Raw genomic sequence first — 24,477 nt, 5'->3', positions numbered from 1 at the left:
ACAAGAAGTAACATACCTAATTTCTTTTTCATAGTCACCCTCCTAAATAGTAATCTTTACGTTTTAAAATTATATACTCATGCTACTTAAAATACAAGCACTGTTTTTATAAATAATATAAAGTCGAATCATACTTTAGGTATTTACCACTTTTCGTTTTATCTAATACATGACTATTGTACAAATATGATACAGAAAACTTTATAGTATTTACGAACGTCGTAATATAAGAAAAAAGACAATCTCTATCATATTGCTAATAGAAATTGCCTTTCATATTGTCCTAATAAATTGGTATCACTTACTTATCTCAACAATTAAGACTATTTGATTTTATCTTTTAATAATTTTTCATAACTTTCATAATCATATGGATCTTCAACTTTCTCGCCATTAATAAATGCAGTTGGTGTCGTTTTTATATGATGATCTTCAGCTATTTTTTTATCTTTCTCTGCAGCTTTCCAAGACTTGCTATCTTTTGTCTTGTAATCTTTTATAATTTTATTTTCCGTCTCTTTATCTAAATGCAGTTGTTTAATATGTTTATCTAATAGTTCTTTTGTTAACCATTCTTTATTTTCATCTTGTTGGGCAGCAAATAATTGCTTTTGAAAATCTAAAAATGATTTAGGTGCATACATCAATACTGCGTGACTCGCACGCGAACCAACAATTGAGTCTTTACCTAAGAAAGCTAAATTGACAAATTGGTATTCCACTTTGTGATTATCTATATAATTTTTACGCAACTTTGGCATGACTTTTTCATCTAATTCTTTACAATAAGGACATTTATAGTCGCCATATATGACAACTAATGGTTTGCCGTTTTTCGAAGATGTCGTTGCTGATTCTTTTTTACCGCAAGCTGTTAAAATTAACATGCTCACTATAAATAATGTTAGTAATTTTTTAGTCATAATAACTCCTGTTCATATCTAGTTCGTCATATTTTCTTCATGATAATCCGCATCATGTTGTTGATAATATCGTCTCGAATCAAAATCTTGCTTATATGATACACGTTCATCACTAAAATCATATGCATAATAATGCACTTCATCATCATTACTCAAAGGTTTATAAGCTAAAATGATAATTTTATCCTTATCATAGACATAAATATTAGCATCTTTGCGTTCAAAATGATCAACACGATCACCGTTGCCTTTTTTGGCAAGTTGTTCTTGTTTTTGATTTTGAATTTTAACTGCTTCATCTATTTCTTTCACATATTTATCATTACCACATCCTGATATAAAGACTAGTAATAATAATACCGTCGCCACAAATCGCTTCAATGTTCCCACTCCTACTATCAACTTCCAACTAACTTTCAATATAATTAATACTATACACCGTCAAACATCAATGCGCTACAACTACTACCAATGCATTTAATATAAATATCCAAAGAAATAACAGTTATGTATAGTCAAAGAAAAATATATTTCATTTTCTATGTGTATTTGCAATCAGTTTTTGATAAAATAAAAAAATAGCATTATATATAAATTCAAAAATTACAGTTCAATTCAGAGAGGGATGGGATAAAATGAACTTTGTAACGTTGACTTCGGATGAGTTCAATGCGTTTACAACAAAGCATTTTTCACATTACACACAATCAGCTATTCATTACAATCATAGAGTTGATTTAAAAGGCGATGTGCATCTTGTAGGGGTTAAAGATGACAATGGCCAAGTGATTGCAGGATGCTTATTGACAGAAGCACGCACACTTAAATTTTTCAAATATTTTTATACTCATCGCGGGCCAGTGATGGATTATACAAATCAATCATTAGTAGCATTTTTCTTTAAAGCATTAACGTCATATTTAAAGAAACAAAATTGTTTATATGTCCTTATAGATCCATATTTAATTGAAAATTTACGCAATGCAGAAGGTGAAATTGTTAAGTCTTATGACAACCGAGCATTTGTTAGAACAATGGACACATTAGGCTATAAGCATCAAGGTTTTCCAGTCGGTTATGATTCAATGAGTCAAATCCGTTGGTTATCTGTATTAGATTTAAAGGATAAAACAGAAGACCAGTTATTAAAAGAAATGGATTATCAAACGAGACGTAATATTAAAAAAACATATGATATTGGTGTCAAAACTAAAACGTTAACGATTGATGAAACGCAAACCTTTTTCGACTTATTCCATATGGCCGAAGAAAAGCATGGTTTCAAATTCCGTGAGTTACCATACTTTGAAGAAATGCAAAAGTTATACGATGACCACGCCATGTTAAAGTTGGCGTATATTGATTTAAACGAGTATTTAAAAACGTTACAATTAAAGCAACAGCAACTAACAGCTGAACTCTCAGGTGTTGAAGAGGCATTGGAAGAAAGTCCTAATTCAAAGAAAAATAAAACGAAACGCACACAGCTAGAACAACAGCTGAATAGCAATAAGCGTAAAATCGATAATACAATAGAACAAATTGAACAAGATGGTGCAGTGTTAAACTTAGCTTCTGCTTTGTTTATCTACAATGAACATGAAGTTTATTACTTATCTAGTGGTTCAAATCCTAAATATAATGCTTATATGGGTGCCTACCATTTGCAGTGGGAAATGATTAAGTTTGCTAAAGCGCATCATATTGATCGCTATAATTTTTATGGCATTACTGGTGATTTTTCAGAGTCAGCAGAAGACTATGGCGTACAACAATTCAAAAAAGGATTTAACGCACACGTAGAAGAGTATATCGGTGACTTTATTAAGCCTATCAAACCTATGCTTCACAAATTACAAACATACTTAAAACATAAACGCCGTTAACAGTTTATGCTGTAACATCTAGAATATAACAAAGAACCACGCATCATGTATATGGCATCATCGCCATATTAAAACATGATACGTGGTTCTATTTGTTTATTCTTCATTAATAACATTTAAAAAACGTTTTAGTTCTTCAGTTTTTGGATTGTTAAAAATCTCTTCAGGAGCCCCTTGTTCTCCAATCATGCCTTCATGAATAAATACAATGTTATTAGATACTTCTTTAGCAAAACGCATTTCATGTGTCACAATGACCATTGTCATGCCTTCATTAGCCAAATCTTTAATAACCTTTAACACATCATTCACAAGTTCAGGATCAAGTGCAGATGTTGGTTCATCAAACAACATCACTTTAGGATTCATTGCTAGTGCTCTTGCAATAGCAACACGTTGTTGTTGACCACCTGATAATGCATGTGGACGTTGATCTTTGACATGTGTTAAACCAACTTTCTCAAGTAACTCAAGTGATTTCCCACGCGCCTCATCCTTTTTCAACTTTTTAACTGTGATAAGACCTTCCATTACATTTTCTAATGCCGTCTTATGCGGAAAAAGGTTATAACTTTGAAATACCATACCAGACTGTTTACGAACTTCTATTTGTGATTTTTTATCTTTAGATGTGTATGTTTTGCCGTTAACATAAACTGTACCTTCAGTTGGAATTTCTAACGCATTAATCATTCGTAACAACGTTGTTTTACCTGACCCAGATCGGCCAATTAAGGTTACAACCTCACCTTTGCCAACAGATAAATCAATACCTTTGATGACTTCAACATCATTAAATGATTTATGGATATTGTTCAATTGAATCATGAGCGATACCCTCTTTCAATATAAGATTCGTAGATACCTTGGATTATTGAAATAATAAAGCATACCACCCAGTACATTAGCGCAACTAACACATAAATTGTTAAATATTCATATGTTGTAGACGCAACTTCTTGAGCTTTTCTAAACATTTCAGCCACTAAAATAAATCCTAATAATGATGTATCTTTGATTAAACTTAAAAATGTATTACCTAGTGCAGGAATCGATACTCGAATTGCCTGCGGTAAGATGATGCGTTGTATCGTTTGACGATATGTCATACCAATAGAATATGCAGCTTCCGTTTGTCCTTTTGGTATAGAAATAATACCGCCGCGAATAATTTCTGAAGCATATGCACCTACATTTAATGACAAGCCAATAATGGCAGCGACCACAGGCGCCAATGTCCATTGATTATCTGCATCATTGGTTAATAATCTACCTAATTCTGGAATACCATAAAAGATGATAAATAATTGTACTATCATAGGTGTCCCACGAATAATAGATACATAGACACGTGCAATACTTCTTAAAACTTTACTCGTTGAAATGCGCATCAATGCTGTAAATAATGCAATGATTAACCCTAATACAAATGTTACGAGGGTAATTGGAATTGAATATTTCACCAAACCTTCGAGCATAGGCCCAAAAGCTTGTTTTGCAGCATCAAGTGCATGTAGTTGTTCACTATTTAGATTTAGAAACATCTTGACCAAACCATTTCTTACCTATTTTAGCTAATTCACCGTTTTCCTCGATTTTTTTCAAGCCATCATTGAATTTTTGAACTGTTTCGTCATCCACTTTTTTAGAAAATGCAAATGCAGATTTACTTTGTTCAGCGTTACCTTTGATTACCTTGATCTTAGCATTAGGTTTTTGTTTTTTATAATCCAAGTATGACAGACTATCATTAAATGTACCATCAACACGCTTAGACAATAATAAATCCATTGATTGGTTAAAGCCATCAACTTTTGTAATATCAGCACCTTTATCCTTAGCTAATTTACCATAATTAGATGTGAATGTTTGTGCTAACTTCTTACCTTTAACATCATCAAAATCTTTAATATCTTTTTCATTTTCACGAATAACTAAAACAGCACTCGAGAATGTGTAAGGCTTAGAAAATTTATATTTCTTTTCTCTATCAGGATTAATACCCACTTGGTTCGCGATTACATCAAAACGCCCTGCGTCTAAACCTGCAAACATAGAGTCCCAAGAAGTTTCGTTAAATTTAAGTTTTAATCCTTCTGCTTTAGCCACTGCTTTAATAACATCGATATCATAACCAGTTAACTTACCATCTTTATCATGGAAACTAAATGGTGCATAAGTCCCCTCAGTACCAACATTAATTGTCTTGCTATCTTTACTAGCTTCCTTGTCTTTAGACGAATTGTTCCCACATGCAGCTAATATGAAAACGAAAGCTATCACCACAAATAAAAGTCTTTTCATAGAATATATCTCCTTATTCTTATTATTCTAATCGGAATAAAAATATTTTAATCTGAATCGCCAGATAAGTCAATATGTTGAACTTTTGCTAAAAAGCGTTATATAGCTAGCAACTTATATTTATTGATGTGAATCAACTTCTTTTTTCTTTCCTTGTAACATAAATGAACAAAAGAAACTAATCACTGTAATCAATAATGCAAATAAAAATCCAGCGTGATAACCATGTAACATCGTATCAATTTTAATTTGATTCATCATCTCAATTTTGTTCATGCCATTATAGTCTGACATAGTTGGAGAAAAGTTTTTACTTGCATGAGATAAAATAGTAATTAATGCAGCTGTTCCGATAGAACCAGCAATTTGTTGTACTGTGTTTGTCATAGATGAACCGTGTGCATTCATTTCAGGTTTTAATTGATTCATTGTATGCGTCATAACAGGAATTAAACCTAAGGCGATACCAACCATTCGAATCGCATAAACCGTTGCCAACATGATTGTTGATGTTTGTTCATCCATTACAACAAAATAAGCCGTAGTAATAACAACAATCGCCATACCTACTAAAGCAAGCTTTCTAGGACCAAACTTTTCATATAAAGCACCCGAAGTCATCGACATAAATGCCATAACAATTGCTCCTGGTAATAAAGTTAACCCAGAATCTAAAGCTGAACGATGCAATAAATTTTGCACAAAAATTGGTAAAATCGTTTCCGAACCAATCATCGATACCATTGTGACACCCATAATAATGATACCAACTGTAAATTGTTTATTTTTAAATACTGCAAAATTTAATAATGGTGTTGATAGCCGATATTGACGTAATACAAATAATGCGACTAAAACAATACCACCAATCATAGATACTAATACGATAGGATTATCAAAACCTTTTTCAGAAATTGAACTCGTTCCATACAATAACCCGCCGAAACCTAGTACAGAAAAAATGACAGAAATAAAATCAATAGGTACTTTAATTGTAGTTCCAACATTTTTTATCGTTTTAAATCCAATTAAAAATGTCACAGCTGCAATTGGAGCGACAACATGGAAAAGCGATCTCCAGTTAAAATATTCAACAAGGTAACCTGAAAGTGTAGGTCCAATAGCTGGTGCTAAACCAATTACCAAACCAAATATTCCCATATATTTACCGCGTTCATGCGGTTGGAAAACATCCAAAATCGTTGTCATCATCAATGGCATCATAATACCTGCACCTAACGCCTGAATAATTCTAGCAACTAATAATGTTGCAAAGTGCGGACTCAAACCGCCGAGTAATGTACCTAAGAAAAAGATAGAAATACCCACTAAAAACACTTGTCTTGTTGTATAACGTTGTATAACAAGCGCGGACAAAGGAATAACAATCCCATTAGTCAATAAAAAAGCTGTTGTCAGCCATTGAACTTGTGTATATGAAATTTCAAAATCTTTCATAATACTTGGTAAAGCCGTCACTAATAGTGTTTCATTTAATAATCCAAAAAATCCACCCATCAGCATAGTAATAATCATCGTTAATTTTTGTTTCTTCGACATTTAAAGCTTCCCCCTCACCATCTAAAAAACGACACACATTTTTAGATATCCGGTAATTATACCCATTTTCAAAAAAATTAGCACGACTTTATTACAATTTCTTTAAAACGTAATCATTACTATTTACATATGAGTAGTTATCAGTCATAATATATTTACAAGGAGGGATAGAGATGAAATTAGATTTACAGACTGCTCGTCGTAATTTAAATAGCCCTAACATTAAAACAAGAAAGCGTGCTTTAAAGATTATTAAGCAACACAAAAGAGCGAAATAATTGTTTTAATTTGACTATATTGTATGTCTAACTATATTTTCGAGTATCCCTAGCTCGTTAATATAAGCTCTATACTTAACTATTTCCTTACATTACTTCACATATTTAAGAGCTGCATATACACTCACTCCTTGTGTATATGCAGCTCTTTTTTTATAAGTAGTATTTATCTATAACTTCTAAATCATCCGTTAATTCATAAACAAGCGGTGCACCTGTTTTAATTTCATAATTAATGATATCTTCATCTGACACATCTTCAAGATATTTAATCAATGCGCGAATTGAATTTCCGTGTGCAGAAACTAATACCGTTTGACCATCTAGCAAATATTGTGAAATATGATCTGTCCAAAATGGTATCACTCGAACTAAAGTATCTTTCAGACTTTCGGAATAAGGCATCATACGTTTATCTAAATGATTATATCGACGATCAGCTAAGTAAGCTTCACGTTGTTCTTCGGTTTCAGCAGGTGGTTTCACATCATAAGAACGACGCCAAATATGTACTTGTTCTTCTCCAAATTCTTTTCTAGCATCATCTTTATTTAAGCCTTGCAATCCACCATAGTGGCGTTCATTTAAACGCCAGCTTTTATATACTGGAATCCATTGTTGTTTAGATTCAGTTAAAATATAATGCGTTGTATCTAAAGCACGTGTTAATAACGATGTAAAAGCTACATCGATGGCAATGTTATTTTCTCTTACTTTTTCACCTGCTCTAGTCGCTTCATTAATACCTTGTTCAGATAAATTAACATCTTCCCATCCAGTAAATAAGTTTTTAGCATTCCACTCGCTTTGTCCATGACGACATAAAATTAATTTTGGCATAACTTATAACCTCTTTCCTTTAATCTTTAGGACGTTATTTCAGGGATATTTTAAGATGATTTAATCTTAGCAATTTTCTTTTCAATATGTTTTAAAATTCAATGATTAAATCAATTATCACTAGACATTAAATACATAAATCCTATTCCCCATTTTCATTTTTTAATTCATAAATGAATCAATAACCACCTAATAACAAATCATATTATACACCTTTGTCCGTCATTTTTCTAAGGTTTAAAAAATATTTTTAGGTGCACCTAAAAATAAATGTAATAAAAACGCCTCCTCAGATATTTATATATCTATGAAGACGTTTAAATACATTATAGATGGTCTGGTTCTGGGTGAACATATACTGAGGAAATACCTTTTTTGTGCAAATGATGTTCGACATTGTCACAAATTTGATGCGCTTCTACTAAGGAAAGGTTAGCATCTACAACAATTGTGACATCAATAAACACACTACTTCCATGGTAACGGCCTTTAATACTTTTAACTTCTTGTACTTCATCAACTTCTAAAATATCATTTCGATACGCTTCTAATTCAGTTTCATTGAAACCATCACTCAACATAAAAATTGCTTCTTTAAAAATACCAAAACCAGTATAAACGATTAGTAAGCCTAGCAATGTTGCTAAAATAATATCGACAATTGGGAAACCGATTTGCGTAAAAATTAATCCTATCGCCGTTCCAATGCTGACTAAACTATCTGATAAATTATCTTTGGCAGCAGAATTTAAAGAACTACTTTTCGTTCTTTTCGCTAGTCTTTGATTGACTGCAAATACAATCAACATTACAAGGCCACTGATTAAGCTGACGATAATTGTTATTTCGTTAGGTACAACGTCATCTTCTTTGAACAAACGAGGTGCATTTTGAATAACTACTTGGATACCTACAAACATAATGACAAATGACACCAATAATGAAGAAATATTTTCAGACTTCAAATGGCCATAAGGATGATTTCGATCGGCAGGTTTAATTGAAATTTTCAATCCAATAATAACAGCTAAAGAAACGATAATATCCGTCATATTGTTTAATGCGTCGGCTCTTACAGCTGCAGAGTTAAAGACAAAACCCGTGACATACTTAACAATAGATAAGATTATATATACAATTAAACTCAAATAAGCACCGCGTTGCGCCAATTTAAGATTTTCATTATGAGACATGCGTTGAACCACCTTGAATTAGTATAGTAACAACATTATGAATGATTTATTTTAAATTTACAACGTTTTTATTTTTTATAAATTTTTATAAAATTAAACTAATTTATTCATTCGCAACCCCTAAAAATATTTTTTAGCCTTTCTTCAAATTTATTTGTTAGAAAGGCTTATGCAGTTGACGTTTTACGTCCAACTGCGTTCCTCCGTCTTCTTCAAATTTATTTGTTAGAAAGGTGCCCAACCCTTCCTGCTTGTTAACTTTCGTCTCGAAAGTTTCTATGTTGGGACCCTATGCATGAGTTGCGAAGCTATCTAATGTCGTGACCTAATTATATAGAAGAAAAAGTGCCTCAGTGACAAATCAAATGAGATTTCTACTCTACCAAACTCTCTTCGAAAGACAATTTTCTCCTCTATTTATTAGCAAACTATTGCATTTCTCCATATAGTACTTTCTTACTTAAAATACGCTGAATGTTCTGAATTAAACGCTTTTTTACATAGTTAACACTAGTTAATCTATTAGTTAACATTAGTTAATAATTAGTTAATTTCCATTTGTATTCTCATGTGATAAATTCTAAAAGCATACAATAAATTTAATATGTAAAAAGAAAGGGAATACACATGAAAAATAAATATATCTCGAAGTTGCTAGTTGGGGCAGCAACAATTACTTTAGCTACAATGATTTCAAATGGGGAAGCAAAAGCGAGTGAAAACACGCAACAATCTTCAACTAAGCACCAAACAACTCAAAACAACTATGTAACAGATCAACAAAAAGCTTTTTATCAAGTATTACACCTAAAAGGTATCACAGAAGAACAACGTAACCAATACATCAAAACATTGCGTGAACACCCAGAACGTGCTCAAGAAGTATTCTCTGAATCACTAAAAGACAGTAAGAACCCTGATCGTCGTGTTGCACAACAAAACGCTTTTTACAATGTTCTTAAAAATGATAACTTAACTGAACAAGAAAAAAATAATTACATTGCACAAATTAAAGAAAACCCTGATAGAAGCCAACAAGTTTGGGTAGAATCAGTACAATCTTCTAAAGCTAAAGAACGTCAAAATATTGAAAATGCGGATAAAGCAATTAAAGATTTCCAAGATAACAAAGCACCACACGATAAATCAGCAGCATATGAAGCTAACTCAAAATTACCTAAAGATTTACGTGATAAAAATAACCGCTTTGTAGAAAAAGTTTCAATTGAAAAAGCAATCGTTCGTCATGATGAGCGTGTGAAATCAGCAAATGATGCAATCTCAAAATTAAATGAAAAAGATTCAATTGAAAACAGACGTTTAGCACAACGTGAAGTTAACAAAGCACCTATGGATGTAAAAGAGCACTTACAGAAACAACTAGACGCATTAGTAGCTCAAAAAGATGCTGAAAAGAAAGTGGCGCCAAAAGTTGAGGCTCCTCAAATTCAATCACCACAAATTGAAAAACCTAAAGCAGAATCACCGAAAGTTGAAGTCCCTCAAATTCAATCACCAAAAGTTGAGGTTCCTCAATCTAAATTATTAGGTTACTACCAATCATTAAAAGATTCATTTAACTATGGTTACAAGTATTTAACAGATACTTATAAAAGCTATAAAGAAAAATATGATACAGCAAAGTACTACTATAATAAATATTACCAATATAAAGGTTTGATTGATAAAACAGTTTTAACAACTATCGGTAGTGGCTATGGTTCATACATTAAACCTCTTGAAGTAAGCAAAGAAAGCGGGAATTTAGCTAAATCATATGCACAAGTAAGAAACTATGTAACTGAGTCAATCAACACTGGTAAAGTGTTATACGCATTTTACCAAAAACCAGAATTAGTAAAAACAGCAATTAAAGCTCAAGAAACAGCAACAACTTTCAAAAACGCTTTAACAGGCATATTCAAATCATTCTGGAAATAATCTATCAAAAATATCTTCTCTAGTTTTACATCATTTTTTAAATAATTTTCGTAATAAACCGTGATTAAAAAGAACCGTTGATTCTCAATCGAATCTGCGGTTCTTTTTTCATTTTCCATCAATTAAATGTTTCTTCGCTATTTGTCAGCTCACTTTTTTACCTGCAACTTGTTAAATAATCCTTACATCGTTAACGAATAGTTCATCATTTAGTTGAATCAGCTCAACTTTATTAACTTCAAATTTTCACAAACTATTGCGTAGTTCATTCCTCTTCCACTTCAAGCACCTTAATTAAACAACAATTCAATAGAATAAGACTTGCAAAACATAGTTATGTCGCTATATAAACGCCTGCAATCAATAAATCTTTTAAACATAACTTAATGTAAAAACATCCTTTAACAATACTAAAAATGTCTCTTCAATACATGTTGATAGTAATTAACTTTTAACGAATAGTTAATTCGAAAACGCTTACAAATAGATTATTATATATATGAACTTAAAATTAAATAGAAAGAAAGTGATTTCTATGATTAAAAATAAAATATTAACAGCAACTTTAGCAGTTGGTTTAATCGCCCCTTTAGCCAATCCATTTATAGAAATTTCTAAAGCAGAAAATAAGACAGAAGATATCGGCCAAGGTGCAGAAATCATCAAAAGAACACAAGACATTACTAGCAAACGATTAGCTATAACTCAAAACATTCAATTTGATTTTGTAAAAGATAAAAAATATAACAAAGATGCCCTAGTTGTTAAGATGCAAGGCTTCATCAGCTCTAGAACAACATATTCAGACTTAAAAAAATATCCATATATTAAAAGAATGATATGGCCATTTCAATATAATATCAGTTTGAAAACGAAAGACTCTAATGTTGATTTAATCAATTATCTTCCTAAAAATAAAATTGATTCAGCAGATGTTAGTCAGAAATTAGGCTATAATATCGGTGGAAACTTCCAATCAGCGCCATCAATCGGAGGCAGTGGCTCATTCAACTACTCTAAAACAATTAGTTATAATCAAAAAAACTATGTTACTGAAGTAGAAAGTCAGAACTCTAAAGGTGTTAAATGGGGAGTGAAAGCAAATTCATTCGTTACACCGAATGGTCAAGTATCTGCATATGATCAATACTTATTTGCACAAGACCCAACTGGTCCAGCAGCAAGAGACTATTTCGTCCCAGATAATCAACTACCTCCTTTAATTCAAAGTGGCTTTAATCCATCATTTATTACAACATTGTCACACGAAAAAGGTAAAGGTGATAAAAGCGAGTTTGAAATCACTTACGGCAGAAACATGGATGCTACATATGCATACGTGACAAGACATCGTTTAGCCGTTGATAGAAAACATGATGCTTTTAAAAACCGAAACGTTACAGTTAAATATGAAGTGAACTGGAAAACACATGAAGTAAAAATTAAAAGCATCACACCTAAGTAAACAGTTCAATCATTTTATAAAATCCTGGGACACTTCATACTTGTCTCAGGATTTTTTAACATATTGAATCAGCCTCATAACATTAAATTATTTTATCGTACATTAAATTTAATAATAACAACTGATTTTTATAAGAACAAAGTATCGCACCATAATAGATAAACAAATAATACAAATGAAGCAATTTAACTTGAAAGCTTAAATAAATATTCTCAAGTTAATAAATAATTAACTTTTAGATGGATTCATCAAAAATCGCAAAAAAGAACAATTTGCATTTTACAAACATTAATTAAAAATAAAAGCAAGACATTCGTGCAATCGGTTGCCTTAAAATGTTTACAACTGTCAACAATACCAAGGTTTTATTAACTATATTTCTCACAAAATTAGCTTTTAGCATTCCAAACAAAAAAGGTTAAATCGAACGGAATTATGGCATTTTTAACTTAATTGCAAAAAAAGTTGATAATGGTCAATTGTTAATGAACAGTTAATTATAATAACGTTCAAAATATATTATTATTTAATTAAGTTAAATAAAATTATAGAAAGAAAGTGAAACTTATGCTTAAAAATAAAATATTAGCTACAACTTTATCTGTGAGCTTACTTGCCCCTCTTGCCAATCCGTTATTAGAAAAAGCTAAAGCTGCCAATGATACTGAAGACATCGGTAAAGGAAACGATGTAGAAATTATCAAACGGACAGAAGATAAAACAAGTAATAAATGGGGCGTGACTCAAAATATCCAATTCGACTTTGTGAAGGATAAAAAATATAACAAAGATGCTTTGATCTTAAAGATGCAAGGATTCATTAGCTCTCGAACAACATATTATAACTATAAAAATACAAATCATATTAAATCTATGCGTTGGCCCTTCCAATATAATATTGGGTTAAAAACAAATGATCCAAATGTTTCTTTAATCAATTATTTACCGAAAAATAAAATTGAATCTACAAATGTGAGTCAAACATTAGGATACAACATCGGCGGTAATTTCCAATCAGCCCCATCACTCGGTGGTAATGGATCCTTTAACTACTCAAAATCGATTAGCTATACACAACAAAATTATGTTAGTGAAGTGGAACAACAAAACTCAAAAAGTGTTTTATGGGGTGTCAAAGCGAATTCATTTGTCACTGCATCAGGTCAAAAGTCAGCATTTGATAGCGATTTATTCGTAGGATACAAACCACATAGCAAAGATCCAAGAGATTATTTTGTTCCAGACAGCGAATTACCACCTCTAGTGCAAAGTGGTTTTAACCCTTCATTTATCGCAACAGTATCTCATGAAAAAGGTTCAGGCGACACGAGCGAATTTGAAATCACTTATGGAAGAAATATGGATGTCACTCATGCCATTAAAAGATCAACACATTATGGCAACAGTTATTTAGATGGTCACAGAATCCATAATGCATTTAAAAATAGAAACTACACTGTGAAATATGAAGTCAATTGGAAGACTCACGAAATCAAAGTGAAAGGACAGAATTGATATGAACATGAATAAATTAGTCAAATCATCCGTTGCTACGTCTATGGCATTATTATTACTTTCTAATACTGCAAATGCTGAAGGCAAAATCACACCAGTTAGCGTCAAAAAAGTAGATGATAAAGTTACTTTATACAAAACTACAGCTACAGCAGATTCAGATAAATTCAAAATTTCACAGATTTTAACATTCAATTTCATCAAAGATAAAAGTTATGATAAAGATACTTTAGTGCTTAAAGCTGCAGGTAATATTAACTCAGGTTATGAAAGACCAAATCCTAAAGACTACGACTTTTCAAAAATATATTGGGGTGCAAAATACAATGTGTCTATCAGTTCACAATCTAATGATTCGGTTAACGTAGTAGACTATGCACCTAAAAATCAAAATGAAGAATTTCAAGTTCAAAACACTTTAGGCTATACATTCGGTGGTGACATTAGTATCTCTAATGGTTTATCTGGCGGACTTAACGGAAACACTGCTTTTTCTGAAACAATCAATTACAAACAAGAAAGTTACAGAACAACTTTAAGTCGCAACACAAATTATAAAAATGTCGGTTGGGGTGTAGAAGCACATAAAATTATGAATAATGGTTGGGGGCCTTATGGACGAGATAGCTTCCACCCAACATATGGTAATGAACTCTTCTTAGCTGGCAGACAAAGCAGTGCATACGCTGGCCAAAACTTCATAGCGCAACACCAAATGCCATTACTATCAAGAAGCAACTTTAATCCAGAATTTTTAAGCGTGCTATCACACAGACAAGATGGCGCTAAAAAATCTAAAATTACAGTAACTTATCAACGTGAAATGGACTTATACCAAATTCGTTGGAATGGCTTCTACTGGGCAGGCGCGAATTATAAAAACTACAAAACAAGAACATTCAAATCAACATATGAAATCGATTGGGAAAATCACAAAGTGAAATTGTTAGATACAAAAGAAACTGAAATCAATAAATAGGTACAAAAACACGGTCGCCCACACTAATTGTGACGACCGTGTTTTAATTTTGTTAAATTCACCTTAGTAAGACTGCCATTCTTTTTCTCAATGTGAGATATAAAGGAATAGCTACAATTAAAGTGAATATTACGCCTGGAATCGCGTTTAATAACACGACCCACACAGGTAAATTTAAAATGACCGATAGTATCAACCTTGATACCAAGCTGCCTAATACACTTGCTAAAACTAATGATAGTACATTTATTTTCAATAAATAAACAACTGCAATAGCTATAACTCTAAATATAATAGAAATAATCACATTAATTGGATTAAATACGCCAAATATCAGCAATAATACGCTTGATAAAAGCCCACCTAAAAAGTACTTTTTAATTCCAAAGAAAGCTAATATTAATAATGCTGCCGGTGCAGATAATTGAAAATCTAATCCTGGTATAATGGATGGTATTTTCAAAACTGCCAAAATGGTTAAAATCGCAGCAATGACACTAATTTGAGTAATATCTTTTGATGTCATACTAAAACCCCTATACCGTTTCATAAACAACTTGCTTCGGTGTGCTTTCTAAAAATGATATGTAATGATTTAAATCAATACGATCGTCCACAAATATTATTCTGCCTCCATATCTCGTATTAACTGGTTTAATATCAAATAATCGATGGTAACCAATTTTAGCAGAGGCAAAATAACCTGTCGTATACGTTAAGTCATCGGACACGCAAAGTTCTCCTTTGACATACGGATGCGCATTGATACAACTAGCAATTGCTAAGGCATCAGTCACTCTTTCATTAAGATCACCTTTATTATTTATATCTTCAAACGAAAAATGTGTTGCCCTAATCCCCCTTTGTCCAAATGAATCTAAACGTTTACCAGATATAGCAGATAGAATAATAGCTCCTGTATAAACCGTTTCATTTTTAATATATGTCATCCCTTGATTTAGCGCTTGTTCAGTGACACCACATTCTTGTGTTAAATTTTGGAGATTTGCTTTATCATCCTCAATAATTTGTAATGCTTTTATTTGTTGAATCGGTTCCATGATTTTTTGTATTTTTATATTGAGAAAATCTGGTTGCCCATTTTCATGAAAAAAACCTTTATTATAAAACCTTTGTACCGTCTGTTCTATTTTGTCAAACTCACAAATCGTTTCAGCACCACTAATATGAACATCTTGATTGCTAGAACGCATTTTTATACTATACATGACGATCACCTCAATCTTCTTGATGCAAAATTTCAAACAACCTATCTATATCTTGTTCAGTATGAAAATATGACAATGATATTCTTAACATTGGCTTAGTCACAGTTGGATACCTTAAATAACTTGTAAACACATGATGCTTTAATAATATTTGATGAATGTTCTCAGCCGCTTCTATGTCATCAAACTCAATAAACTTAATCGGCGAGTTTGAACTATTATAATTAACATTGAGTGATTTTAACTTTTGGTTAAAATATTTACTCAAACTATTTAATTTAGTGCGTCTATCATCAGCATTTATTAACTTTTCAATATTTCTTTTTATAAAATACAAATTATAAATTGGCAAACTACTTGAGTAGATAAGTGGTCTACCGTGATTAATTAACATATCCTTCACATCATTTGAACTTAAAATCACACCCCCGTATGCACCACATGCTTTAGACAAACTAGAAGTGAGTATATCTACGCCTTGATAATTCGAGTAATTCTCTATTCCAAAACTATGTGAAACATCGAGTATCAGTGTTGCGTTATATTTATGTTTTAATGAGACTAATTGACCAATATCCACAACGTCGCCATTCGTTGAAAATACACTATCAGATATGATTATTTTTTGTATATTTTGATTAGGGCATTCCGCTAACCTTTTTTCTAAATCAGCAATATCTAAATGCTTATATATCACTTTTTCTAAACCACTTAACTTAATACCGTCAATAATACTCGCATGATTTTCTTGATCTGAAAACACGACACAATTTGTATTTTTGAAAATATTAAATAACGTCAAATTAGCATCATAACCACTATTTAAGATGGTACATGCACTATATCCGAGCCAACCTGCTAACATTGTTTCAATCTCTTCATAAGCTGCCGAACTTCCACTAATTAATCTTGAACTTGATAAGTGATAACTATACTTCCGCATAAATTTTTCGAAATCATTCTTATCAAACGCTATTTGACCTAATCCTAAATAATCATTAGATGTATAGTTCGTACATCGTTGATTTTCTACTTCAATATACTGTCTATCTATATACCCTACCGTTTTAAGAGACCGATATAACCCTTTCTGTTGTAATAAATCAATTTGCTCTTGAAACATCATTCTTGTTTTCCTTATTTTCACAAGTGCCATAATCAATTTCAAAGCCCAAATCATTAATCATATCGTAGTCTAATTGGTTCGGTTGTCCACCAGTAATTAGATAATCACCGACAAATATTGAATTCGCCGCTTTTAATGCTAATGGCTGTAACGAACGTAAGTTGACCTCTCTTCCTCCAGCAATACGAATTTCTTTCGTAGGATTGATTAATCGGAATAATGCTACGATTCTTAAACATTTCATTGGTGTTAAATCATCCATGCTTCCAAACTTTGTGCCTTTGATTGGATGTAAAAAATTAATCGGAATACTGTCGGCATCCATTTCTTTCAAAGCAAATGCCATATCAACAATATCTTGATTAGATTCTCCCATACCACAAATCACGCCTGAACATGGTGATATATTATTCGCTTTCATTAGTTCTATCGTATCTGTTCTATCTTTATAACTATGCGTTGTCACGACGTTATCATGGTAATTTTCACTTGTATTAATATTGTGGTTATATCTGTCTACACCAGCTGACTTAAGTTTCTTAGCTTGTTCGTCATTCGTTAATCCTAAACATGCACATATTTTCAATTGTGGGTGTTGTGACTTAATCGTTCTTACTGTATTACTAATGTGATCTACCTCTTTATCACTTGGGCCTCTACCACTCATAACAATACAATAGGTACCAATATGATTGTCATGTGCCACTTTCGCACCATCAATAATTTGTTCTTCTGGAATTAAGGCATATCGCTGTTTTTGTTTAATATCTCGTGATTGTCCACAGTAACCACAGTTTTCAGGACATATCCCACTTTTGGCATTTAAAATCATGTTTAATTTTACTTTTTTACCGAAATAATGTTTTCTTAAAATATACGCCTCATTTAATAAATCTAAGGTATCAATATTAGTATCCTCATAAATTTTCAATACAGTCTCTTTTGTTAATTGTTCCCCTTGTAATATGCGTTTAGCCAAATTCATATTAACACTTCCTATCTAAAATGTTATGTACTGCCTTTTTAAAAATACGTACCATCGTTTTCACTTCTTTATTTGACATACTTAACAGTGGCACAAACGTAATGACATTTTCTAAATTTCTAATCATTAGCCCGTTTTCTTTACAATTACGTACAATACGTTCAACTTTTTCAATTTCTAACGGCGTTTTACTATCTTTATCTGTAACTAATTCAACGCCAAACATTAAGCCTCGTCCTCTTACATCACCAACATTTCGATGACGCTTCAGCGCATGTAACTGTTTCTCAAGTGTTGATGAAGTCGTTTCTATATGCGACAATAACTTACATTTTTCATAAAGTCTTATATTTTCTAAAGCAACCGTACAAACGATTTGATTTCCGGTGTATGTATGACCATGGAAAAAGGTATTCACACCGTGCGAATCACTTAAAAATGCATTGTATATTTTTTGAGATGTCAATGTAGCTGCAAGTGGTAAGTAGCCACCTGTAATCGCCTTACCTAAACACATAATATCCGGTTGAACATCTTCATGATTACATGCAAACATCTTTCCAGTTCTTCCAAAACCAACTGCTACCTCATCACAAATTAATAAGACATCGTATTTTTTGCACAATTTCTCGACTTCTTTCAAAAAGCCTTTAGGATGAACAAACAAGCCTGTCGCACCTTGAATCAACGGTTCCAATATAAACCCTGCGATTTCATCATTTCTTTCAATTAGAATTTGCTCTATATTCGTTAAAATAGCTGTCATCATTTCATTTTCAGTATCGTAATTACTGCGATAGAAAGATGGGCTTTCTACTTGAATATTCTCAAATATTAAGTCTTTAAATATTTTATGAAAGGTCTTGATACCACCAACACTTACCGCACCAATCGTATCGCCATGATAGCCGTGATTTAGTGTTATGAACTTGTTTTTCTTGGCATATTTTTCTCTATCAATATTTTTCCAATACTGATATGCCATCTTTATTGCGATTTCAACAGACGCACTGCCTGTATCAGAATAAAATACTTTTCTTAAATTACTTGGCGTGATTTCGATTAATTTTTCCGCAAGTTCTATTGACGGAATATTTGATGATCCTAGCAGCGTAGAATGGGCAATTTTATTGAGTTGCTTTTTAATTACCTTATTCAAGTACTTATTATTATGACCATGCACATTGACCCACAAGGATGCATAACCATCTAAATATTTATTGCCATTCGTATCGTAAAGGTAACTACCCTTTCCTTTTTCAATGATGATTGCTTCTTCTTTGCTATATACACCCATTTGTGTAAATGGATGCCAAACATATTCTGAGTCTTTTTGTTTAAGTTGTTGTGTGTAATTCATTTTTAACTCCTATTAATTGTTTTAAAAATGCTTCTGAGAAATTTTCATACGTGGCATGTTCTTCAAATGTATAGACTGTTTTATTTGTTAATTTTTCAATCGTCATTTGATTGTCTTTTTCAATATAGCTGTCTGTATAGCGATTCATGATTAAAAAATTATTCACCGATACATTCTGATTAACATAATCTTGGTGAACAATGGCATCGCTAATAGCACCTAATTTTGATGGCAACACACTGATGACACAATCTGCACAATCATTGATTAGATCTTTAGTCATGTAGAAATCATCTGTATCTTCATATATTGGTACGCCAATTCCCCCAGCACCCTCAACTAAGATAAAATCAAATTCCTTATCTAAAACTTTTACCTTATCTAATACACGCTGCTTATTTAGAAAAATTTGATCTGCCATTTTAAATGCAAGGTGTGGTGATACAGGTTGCTTAAAAGTATAAAGTGACGTTATGTCATAGCTTAAATCACATTCATTTTTAAATACTTCTAAATCTGGAAACGTCCCGTCTTGGCGTTCCTCAGTTTGAAATGGTTTAAAAACACAAACACGATGACCACGTCTTTTCAAAGCATGGTATAAATGCTTTGTAACATAGGTTTTGCCTACATCAGTATTCGTACTTGTAATAAAAATCCTCATAAAAAATAAGCACCTCAATCCAAATGTAAACTTTTATAATTAATAAGTTTACATTTAAGGCGTGTGTTTTTCAAGAAAACATAAATTTAAACTTCTCAGTATAACTATAAATTTTGGCAAAATTTTGACCTTGCTATTGAAATGACTAAGGCTTCTTACGAAATTCGGGCAGATATAAACAGCGATTCGATAAAATATGTCAGTTAAAATTAATAATTGCATTATTTCTTAATAAAAAGACTTCCTAGCTTTACCATGTTGTGAAACAATCCATTAATTGTAATATTACGTTGAGCGCCTTGTTCATCAATGCTATAATTAGTTACATAATAAATTGAACATCTAAATACACTAAATCCCCTCACTATTGCCCTAGTGATGGGATTTATTTTGCTGTTGATTATCTATCACCCTTTTTATTTCCAAATTCTGATTCCATATTAAACTATTATTTATAATTTCCAGCCTGCTGATTTACTTTTTATTCTTATAAAGTCTTGATACATTCCTGGTTTTCGAATTAATTCATCATGACTACCTTTTTGAATTATTTCACCTTCATTGAGCACTATAATCTGATCTGCATTTTTAATAGTTTCAAGTTTATGTGCAATTGTAATTACTGTTTTGCCTTTACTTAATTCATTAATTGCCGTTTGAATCAGCTGTTCGTTTTCAGGATCAATACTTGCTGTTGCTTCATCTAAAATAATAATTGGTGCATCTTTCAAAATTGCCCGCGCGATAGAAATTCTCTGTCTTTCTCCACCAGATAAATTATTGCCTTTTTCATGTAATACTGTTTTATATCCATCAGGTAACTTCATTATGAAATCATGACAACATGCCTGTTTTGCTGCACGAATGACTTCTTCTTCCGTCGCATCTGGATTACCAAATAATATATTATTTTCAATCGTGTCATTAAATAAATATACCTTTTGAAATACTGCACTAATTTGTGACATCAGCGAACTTAATTTCAAATCTTTAATATCAATACCACCAATACGTATAAATCCATCATTAACATCGTAAAAGCGTAAAAGTAAATGACATAAAGTAGATTTTCCACTTCCAGATGGCCCGACGATAGCTGTTGAAGTGTTTGCAGCAATGTCAAAACTTACATTCTTTATCACCTGTTTGTCATCATATGAAAAATTCACATTTTCAAAAGCGATATCATCATTTTCAATCGTTAAATCTTTTCCCTTCTTATCTAACTCTGGCGCACTTTTTATCTTTTCAATGTCTTCTAATGTCATATCAATTATTTCGAGTACGTGTGCTGCACTATTAATATTTTCAACACTATCAAAAATTACAAATGAAAAAATTGAAATCATAATGAATGTAGGTAAATCAATACTATTATGTATAAATAATAAGCACGCAACTAACACAATTAATATCGAAGTAACTTTCAAACTAAGTAAATGTAGTAAATTAAATGGAATGTACTGCATTTCAATTTTTGTATTAACACGTTTACTCTCATTAACAGCTCGATTAAAACTTCTAAGACTTGCATTTTCTTTCGAGAATGATTTAATCACTTGAATGCCACGGATAACTTCTACCACTTTTTCAATTAATTGATTTTGTGCATAATGATACGTTGGCGCATTTTTTTTACTCTTGTTTTCCAATAATTGAATAGTTAAAAATGATAATAATACACCAATGCATGCTAATAATGCTACTTGCCATGATACGACCAATAAAGACAAGATAAGTACTGAAATTAATATGTATCCATTAATGACAATATCCACCATTTTCATGGCAAAGTTTTCTAGAAATGTTAAATCTGTAGTAACAATAGTTGTTAACTCATTTGAGTGATGCGTATTAAAATATCCTAAGGGAACGTTTTTTAATTTATTACCAATATTTAAACGTTCATTCGCACTCATTTCATAAGCAATACTTTCCTGATTTTTACTTTTCAAATATGCTGTAATAAACCGACCAAGTACTAATATAATCATGATGATTACAACATTAAAAATATCTTTTCCATATATAGATTTATGAGATACTACATTATTAAATATTTGTGAAGCCAAAAAAATAGGCAGTGCAATAAATATTGCATTTAAAAATGACATGATAAATCCTAAAATCATCCTTGTTTTATATGGCGATACCCAATTTAAAATCTTAAATGTAATCCTAAACATGTTTAACCTCCTTTACTCATCAACTTAATTACTTTCGGTATTGATACCTCAGTCTTTTGTATGCATATGCATATCCCACATATTTTTGTAATGAGCTTCTAATTTTAGTAACAATTGATGTGAGCCTTTCTCCAAAATTTGTTGATTACCTAATACAATAATTTGATCTGCATGTTGAATCGTAGATAACCGATGTGCAATAACAATCAATGTTTTATCCTGCGTCAACACATTTAATGCTTCTTGAATTTTTTGTTCACTATCTGGATCGACATAAGCAGTAGCTTCATCTAACACGATGATAGGTGCATCTTTTAATATCATTCTTGCGATAGTGACACGTTGTTTTTCTCCACCTGATAACTTATCGCCAACTGAACCTACATTCGTATCGTATCCCTCTGGTAACTTTTTGATAAATTCATGACATTGTGCTAACTTGGCAGCTTTTACAACCGCATCATCACTAGCCTCTGGATTACCTAATTTAATATTTTCTTTAAAAGTAAGATTTAATAAGAAGTTATCTTGTCCTACATAACCAACTAATTCGTTAAGTTGCTTTGGTTCTATATTTTTTATGTTTACATTACCAATCGTGATTTCTCCAGTCGTTACATCCCAGTACCTTGATATGAGCTTAGCTATAGTTGACTTACCACTACCAGATTCCCCAACAATCGCTGTAAAATGATTTTCTGGTACCGTAAATGATAGATTCTTAAAGACTCTTTCGTCCTTATCATTTGTATATGAAAAGCCAACATTATTAAAAGCAATTTCATAACTTTGAGGTTCCATAAATCGTGATGACAATGCTAACTCTTCTAAGATTAATATTTGATTTACTTCAGTTAATGCGTATTGGATTGATTTTAAATGATTCACATAATTAGTAAAATTCTTAATCGGTGCTACTACACCTAAAGATAATACGATGCATAGGAAAAATTCCGCATAGTTTAATTGGTTGATAGATATCAAATACATGCCGACCGGTAAAATCCCTAAAAATGTTGAAGGTAATACACTAGCTCCTAAATTCATATACCCCCATGTATTTTTAAACCAATTTAAAGTATGTATTTTATAATTATCTACTGCATCTTGATATTTTTTATACGAGCTTTGAGATTGATTAAATGTTTTAATTACCTCAATACCTTCAATATATTCAACAATGGCGCTATTCATATAATTATTCGATTGCATTTGTTTTGCATATGTCTCATTAAATCCAGACATTAATTTGTTAAAGGCAAACAACGCAATTGGTATAGTTACTAATAAGGCACAAGCCATACGCCAATCAATAAGCATTATGTATAAAAAGATAGCAGCTGACAAAAGTAAGTTTCCTATAACTTCAGGAATCATATGTGCTAAAGGTAATTCTATTGTTTCGACCTTATCGACAAATATATTTTTTAATTCACCGATTTTCTTAGACTCTACTACCCCTAAAGGTAGATGCATTAATTTTCGAGCTAATTTTTTACGAATTTCAGATAAAATTTCATATGCCGTAATATGTGATAGCATCGTTGACGCTCCAAAACAACACACTTGTGAAATATAAGCGATTAAAGCAATAAAGGTATAAACCATAATCGAATTAATCGTATATGCATTGTTAATCATCATTAAAATAATTTTAAAGACTGCCCAATATGGAACTAATCCAGAAAAGACACTGATGATAGACAACAAAATTGATAACATAATTTTCCATTTACTATCAGAAGCAAATCCGCTGAGTATCTTTATCCAATTTGTCTGATTGTTCATCGTATATGTAACTCCTTTCAATTAATAATCTAAATTAAGCCGCTTATATTATTTATTTCACTGGATGATATACATAATATAAATTTGTTATTTGTTAAAAATTAATACTTATTACAAGTACATCATATATCAGTTGATAACGATTATCAATGTCACATGGATTTGTGACATATTTCTTTTAAAAATTCACAAGGTTATGGGGTAGAAATGATAAAGAGCTACTAATGATTTATTATGTAGTGGTTCTTTATCCTT

At 31.7% G+C, this 24,477-nt stretch carries 24 protein-coding genes and 1 pseudogene; 6 read left to right on the top strand and 19 right to left on the bottom strand.

Annotated elements, in window-relative coordinates:
• Positions 1-210 precede the first annotated feature (210 nt).
• From HMPREF2658_RS14940 to HMPREF2658_RS10855, 3 genes and pseudogenes are all read right to left on the bottom strand, one after another.
• Positions 211-305: pseudogene (locus HMPREF2658_RS14940) on the bottom strand (hypothetical protein); the annotation flags it as partial.
• Between the two features lie 18 nt (positions 306-323).
• Positions 324-923, bottom strand: a complete 600-nt coding sequence (locus HMPREF2658_RS10860) for a DsbA family protein (RefSeq protein WP_000162809.1) — start codon at positions 921-923, stop codon at positions 324-326.
• An 18-nt stretch (positions 924-941) separates the two neighbouring features.
• Positions 942-1,304: a DUF4467 domain-containing protein gene (locus HMPREF2658_RS10855; protein ID WP_000819842.1), complete on the bottom strand. Its 363-nt coding sequence runs from the start codon at positions 1,302-1,304 to the stop codon at positions 942-944.
• 254 nt (positions 1,305-1,558) lie between these two features.
• Here HMPREF2658_RS10855 and fmhA point away from each other — a divergent pair, with 254 nt between their 5' ends.
• The gene (fmhA, locus tag HMPREF2658_RS10850) at positions 1,559-2,809 is read left to right on the top strand and encodes a FemA/FemB family glycyltransferase FmhA (RefSeq protein WP_054194512.1); all 1,251 of its coding nucleotides are present in this window, start codon (positions 1,559-1,561) and stop codon (positions 2,807-2,809) included.
• A 96-nt stretch (positions 2,810-2,905) separates the two neighbouring features.
• On the opposite strand, the gene HMPREF2658_RS10845 is transcribed toward fmhA, so the two are convergent.
• From HMPREF2658_RS10845 to mdeA, 4 genes are all read right to left on the bottom strand, one after another.
• Positions 2,906-3,637 carry an amino acid ABC transporter ATP-binding protein gene (locus HMPREF2658_RS10845; protein WP_000615468.1) on the bottom strand — a complete coding sequence of 244 codons (732 nt, stop codon included), beginning with the start codon at positions 3,635-3,637 and terminating at the stop codon, positions 2,906-2,908.
• Complete coding sequence (locus HMPREF2658_RS10840) at positions 3,634-4,353, bottom strand: amino acid ABC transporter permease (RefSeq protein WP_000479573.1); 720 nt, start codon at positions 4,351-4,353, stop codon at positions 3,634-3,636. The genes HMPREF2658_RS10845 and HMPREF2658_RS10840 overlap by 4 nt, the downstream gene beginning before the upstream one ends.
• Positions 4,334-5,113, bottom strand: a complete 780-nt coding sequence (locus HMPREF2658_RS10835; protein WP_070854408.1) for a transporter substrate-binding domain-containing protein — start codon at positions 5,111-5,113, stop codon at positions 4,334-4,336. Before HMPREF2658_RS10835 ends, HMPREF2658_RS10840 begins: the two co-directional genes overlap by 20 nt.
• Positions 5,114-5,233: 120 nt before the next feature.
• A complete protein-coding gene (gene mdeA, locus HMPREF2658_RS10830) occupies positions 5,234-6,673 on the bottom strand; it encodes a multidrug efflux MFS transporter MdeA (RefSeq protein WP_000038955.1) in 1,440 nt (479 codons plus the stop codon).
• Between the two features lie 173 nt (positions 6,674-6,846).
• Between mdeA and HMPREF2658_RS10825 the strand changes: the two genes are divergently transcribed.
• Complete coding sequence (locus HMPREF2658_RS10825; RefSeq protein ID WP_000762708.1) at positions 6,847-6,951, top strand: putative metal homeostasis protein; 105 nt, start codon at positions 6,847-6,849, stop codon at positions 6,949-6,951.
• A 153-nt stretch (positions 6,952-7,104) separates the two neighbouring features.
• Here HMPREF2658_RS10825 and HMPREF2658_RS10820 read toward each other — a convergent pair whose 3' ends face one another.
• From HMPREF2658_RS10820 to HMPREF2658_RS10810, 3 genes are all read right to left on the bottom strand, one after another.
• Positions 7,105-7,791, bottom strand: a complete 687-nt coding sequence (locus tag HMPREF2658_RS10820; protein WP_001125208.1) for a 2,3-diphosphoglycerate-dependent phosphoglycerate mutase — start codon at positions 7,789-7,791, stop codon at positions 7,105-7,107.
• Between the two features lie 326 nt (positions 7,792-8,117).
• A complete protein-coding gene (locus HMPREF2658_RS10815; protein ID WP_000019132.1) occupies positions 8,118-8,984 on the bottom strand; it encodes a cation diffusion facilitator family transporter in 867 nt (288 codons plus the stop codon).
• A 428-nt stretch (positions 8,985-9,412) separates the two neighbouring features.
• Positions 9,413-9,517, bottom strand: coding sequence for a hypothetical protein (locus HMPREF2658_RS10810; RefSeq protein WP_001791249.1), 105 nt, complete (start codon positions 9,515-9,517; stop codon positions 9,413-9,415).
• A 94-nt stretch (positions 9,518-9,611) separates the two neighbouring features.
• Here HMPREF2658_RS10810 and sbi point away from each other — a divergent pair, with 94 nt between their 5' ends.
• The 4 genes from sbi (at position 9,612) to hlgB (ending at position 14,884) form a co-directional block, all read left to right on the top strand.
• Positions 9,612-10,925 (top strand): immunoglobulin-binding protein Sbi, encoded by a 1,314-nt coding sequence (gene sbi / locus HMPREF2658_RS10805; protein WP_000792549.1) that lies wholly within the window; start codon positions 9,612-9,614, stop codon positions 10,923-10,925.
• Between the two features lie 535 nt (positions 10,926-11,460).
• The gene (gene hlgA / locus HMPREF2658_RS10795) at positions 11,461-12,390 is read left to right on the top strand and encodes a bi-component gamma-hemolysin HlgAB subunit A (protein ID WP_054194513.1); all 930 of its coding nucleotides are present in this window, start codon (positions 11,461-11,463) and stop codon (positions 12,388-12,390) included.
• A gap of 567 nt (positions 12,391-12,957) precedes the next feature.
• Positions 12,958-13,905, top strand: a complete 948-nt coding sequence (hlgC, locus tag HMPREF2658_RS10790) for a bi-component gamma-hemolysin HlgCB subunit C (RefSeq protein ID WP_000916696.1) — start codon at positions 12,958-12,960, stop codon at positions 13,903-13,905.
• 1 nt (position 13,906) lies between these two features.
• Positions 13,907-14,884 carry a bi-component gamma-hemolysin HlgAB/HlgCB subunit B gene (gene hlgB, locus HMPREF2658_RS10785; protein WP_001056918.1) on the top strand — a complete coding sequence of 326 codons (978 nt, stop codon included), beginning with the start codon at positions 13,907-13,909 and terminating at the stop codon, positions 14,882-14,884.
• Between the two features lie 58 nt (positions 14,885-14,942).
• On the opposite strand, the gene HMPREF2658_RS10780 is transcribed toward hlgB, so the two are convergent.
• The 9 genes from HMPREF2658_RS10780 to HMPREF2658_RS10735 all read right to left on the bottom strand — a co-directional run bounded on the left by HMPREF2658_RS10780 (position 14,943) and on the right by HMPREF2658_RS10735 (position 24,222).
• Complete coding sequence (locus tag HMPREF2658_RS10780) at positions 14,943-15,410, bottom strand: QueT transporter family protein (RefSeq protein ID WP_000200952.1); 468 nt, start codon at positions 15,408-15,410, stop codon at positions 14,943-14,945.
• Between the two features lie 10 nt (positions 15,411-15,420).
• Complete coding sequence (locus HMPREF2658_RS10775; protein ID WP_000286884.1) at positions 15,421-16,113, bottom strand: 6-carboxyhexanoate--CoA ligase; 693 nt, start codon at positions 16,111-16,113, stop codon at positions 15,421-15,423.
• Positions 16,114-16,123: 10 nt separating this feature from the next.
• Positions 16,124-17,239: an aminotransferase class I/II-fold pyridoxal phosphate-dependent enzyme gene (locus HMPREF2658_RS10770; RefSeq protein ID WP_000971558.1), complete on the bottom strand. Its 1,116-nt coding sequence runs from the start codon at positions 17,237-17,239 to the stop codon at positions 16,124-16,126.
• The gene (gene bioB, locus HMPREF2658_RS10765) at positions 17,217-18,224 is read right to left on the bottom strand and encodes a biotin synthase BioB (protein WP_001046647.1); all 1,008 of its coding nucleotides are present in this window, start codon (positions 18,222-18,224) and stop codon (positions 17,217-17,219) included. The genes HMPREF2658_RS10770 and bioB overlap by 23 nt, the downstream gene beginning before the upstream one ends.
• 1 nt (position 18,225) lies before the next feature.
• Positions 18,226-19,584, bottom strand: a complete 1,359-nt coding sequence (gene bioA / locus HMPREF2658_RS10760) for an adenosylmethionine--8-amino-7-oxononanoate transaminase (RefSeq protein WP_001110067.1) — start codon at positions 19,582-19,584, stop codon at positions 18,226-18,228.
• A complete protein-coding gene (gene bioD / locus HMPREF2658_RS10755) occupies positions 19,562-20,248 on the bottom strand; it encodes a dethiobiotin synthase (RefSeq protein WP_001217908.1) in 687 nt (228 codons plus the stop codon). Before bioD ends, bioA begins: the two co-directional genes overlap by 23 nt.
• Before the next feature lie 54 nt (positions 20,249-20,302).
• Positions 20,303-20,470, bottom strand: a complete 168-nt coding sequence (locus tag HMPREF2658_RS10750; RefSeq protein ID WP_031785511.1) for a hypothetical protein — start codon at positions 20,468-20,470, stop codon at positions 20,303-20,305.
• A 230-nt stretch (positions 20,471-20,700) separates the two neighbouring features.
• Entirely contained in the window at positions 20,701-22,434 is a 1,734-nt protein-coding gene (locus tag HMPREF2658_RS10740) for an ABC transporter ATP-binding protein (RefSeq protein WP_000488492.1), read from the bottom strand.
• A 48-nt stretch (positions 22,435-22,482) separates the two neighbouring features.
• The gene (locus tag HMPREF2658_RS10735; protein ID WP_001064831.1) at positions 22,483-24,222 is read right to left on the bottom strand and encodes an ABC transporter ATP-binding protein; all 1,740 of its coding nucleotides are present in this window, start codon (positions 24,220-24,222) and stop codon (positions 22,483-22,485) included.
• Positions 24,223-24,477: the final 255 nt, after the last annotated feature.

It is taken from the genome of Staphylococcus sp. HMSC062H10, from assembly GCF_001836945.1.
GTDB classification, from domain to species: Bacteria; Bacillota; Bacilli; order Staphylococcales; family Staphylococcaceae; genus Staphylococcus; species Staphylococcus aureus.
This window is presented reverse-complemented; position numbering and strand designations above follow the sequence as displayed.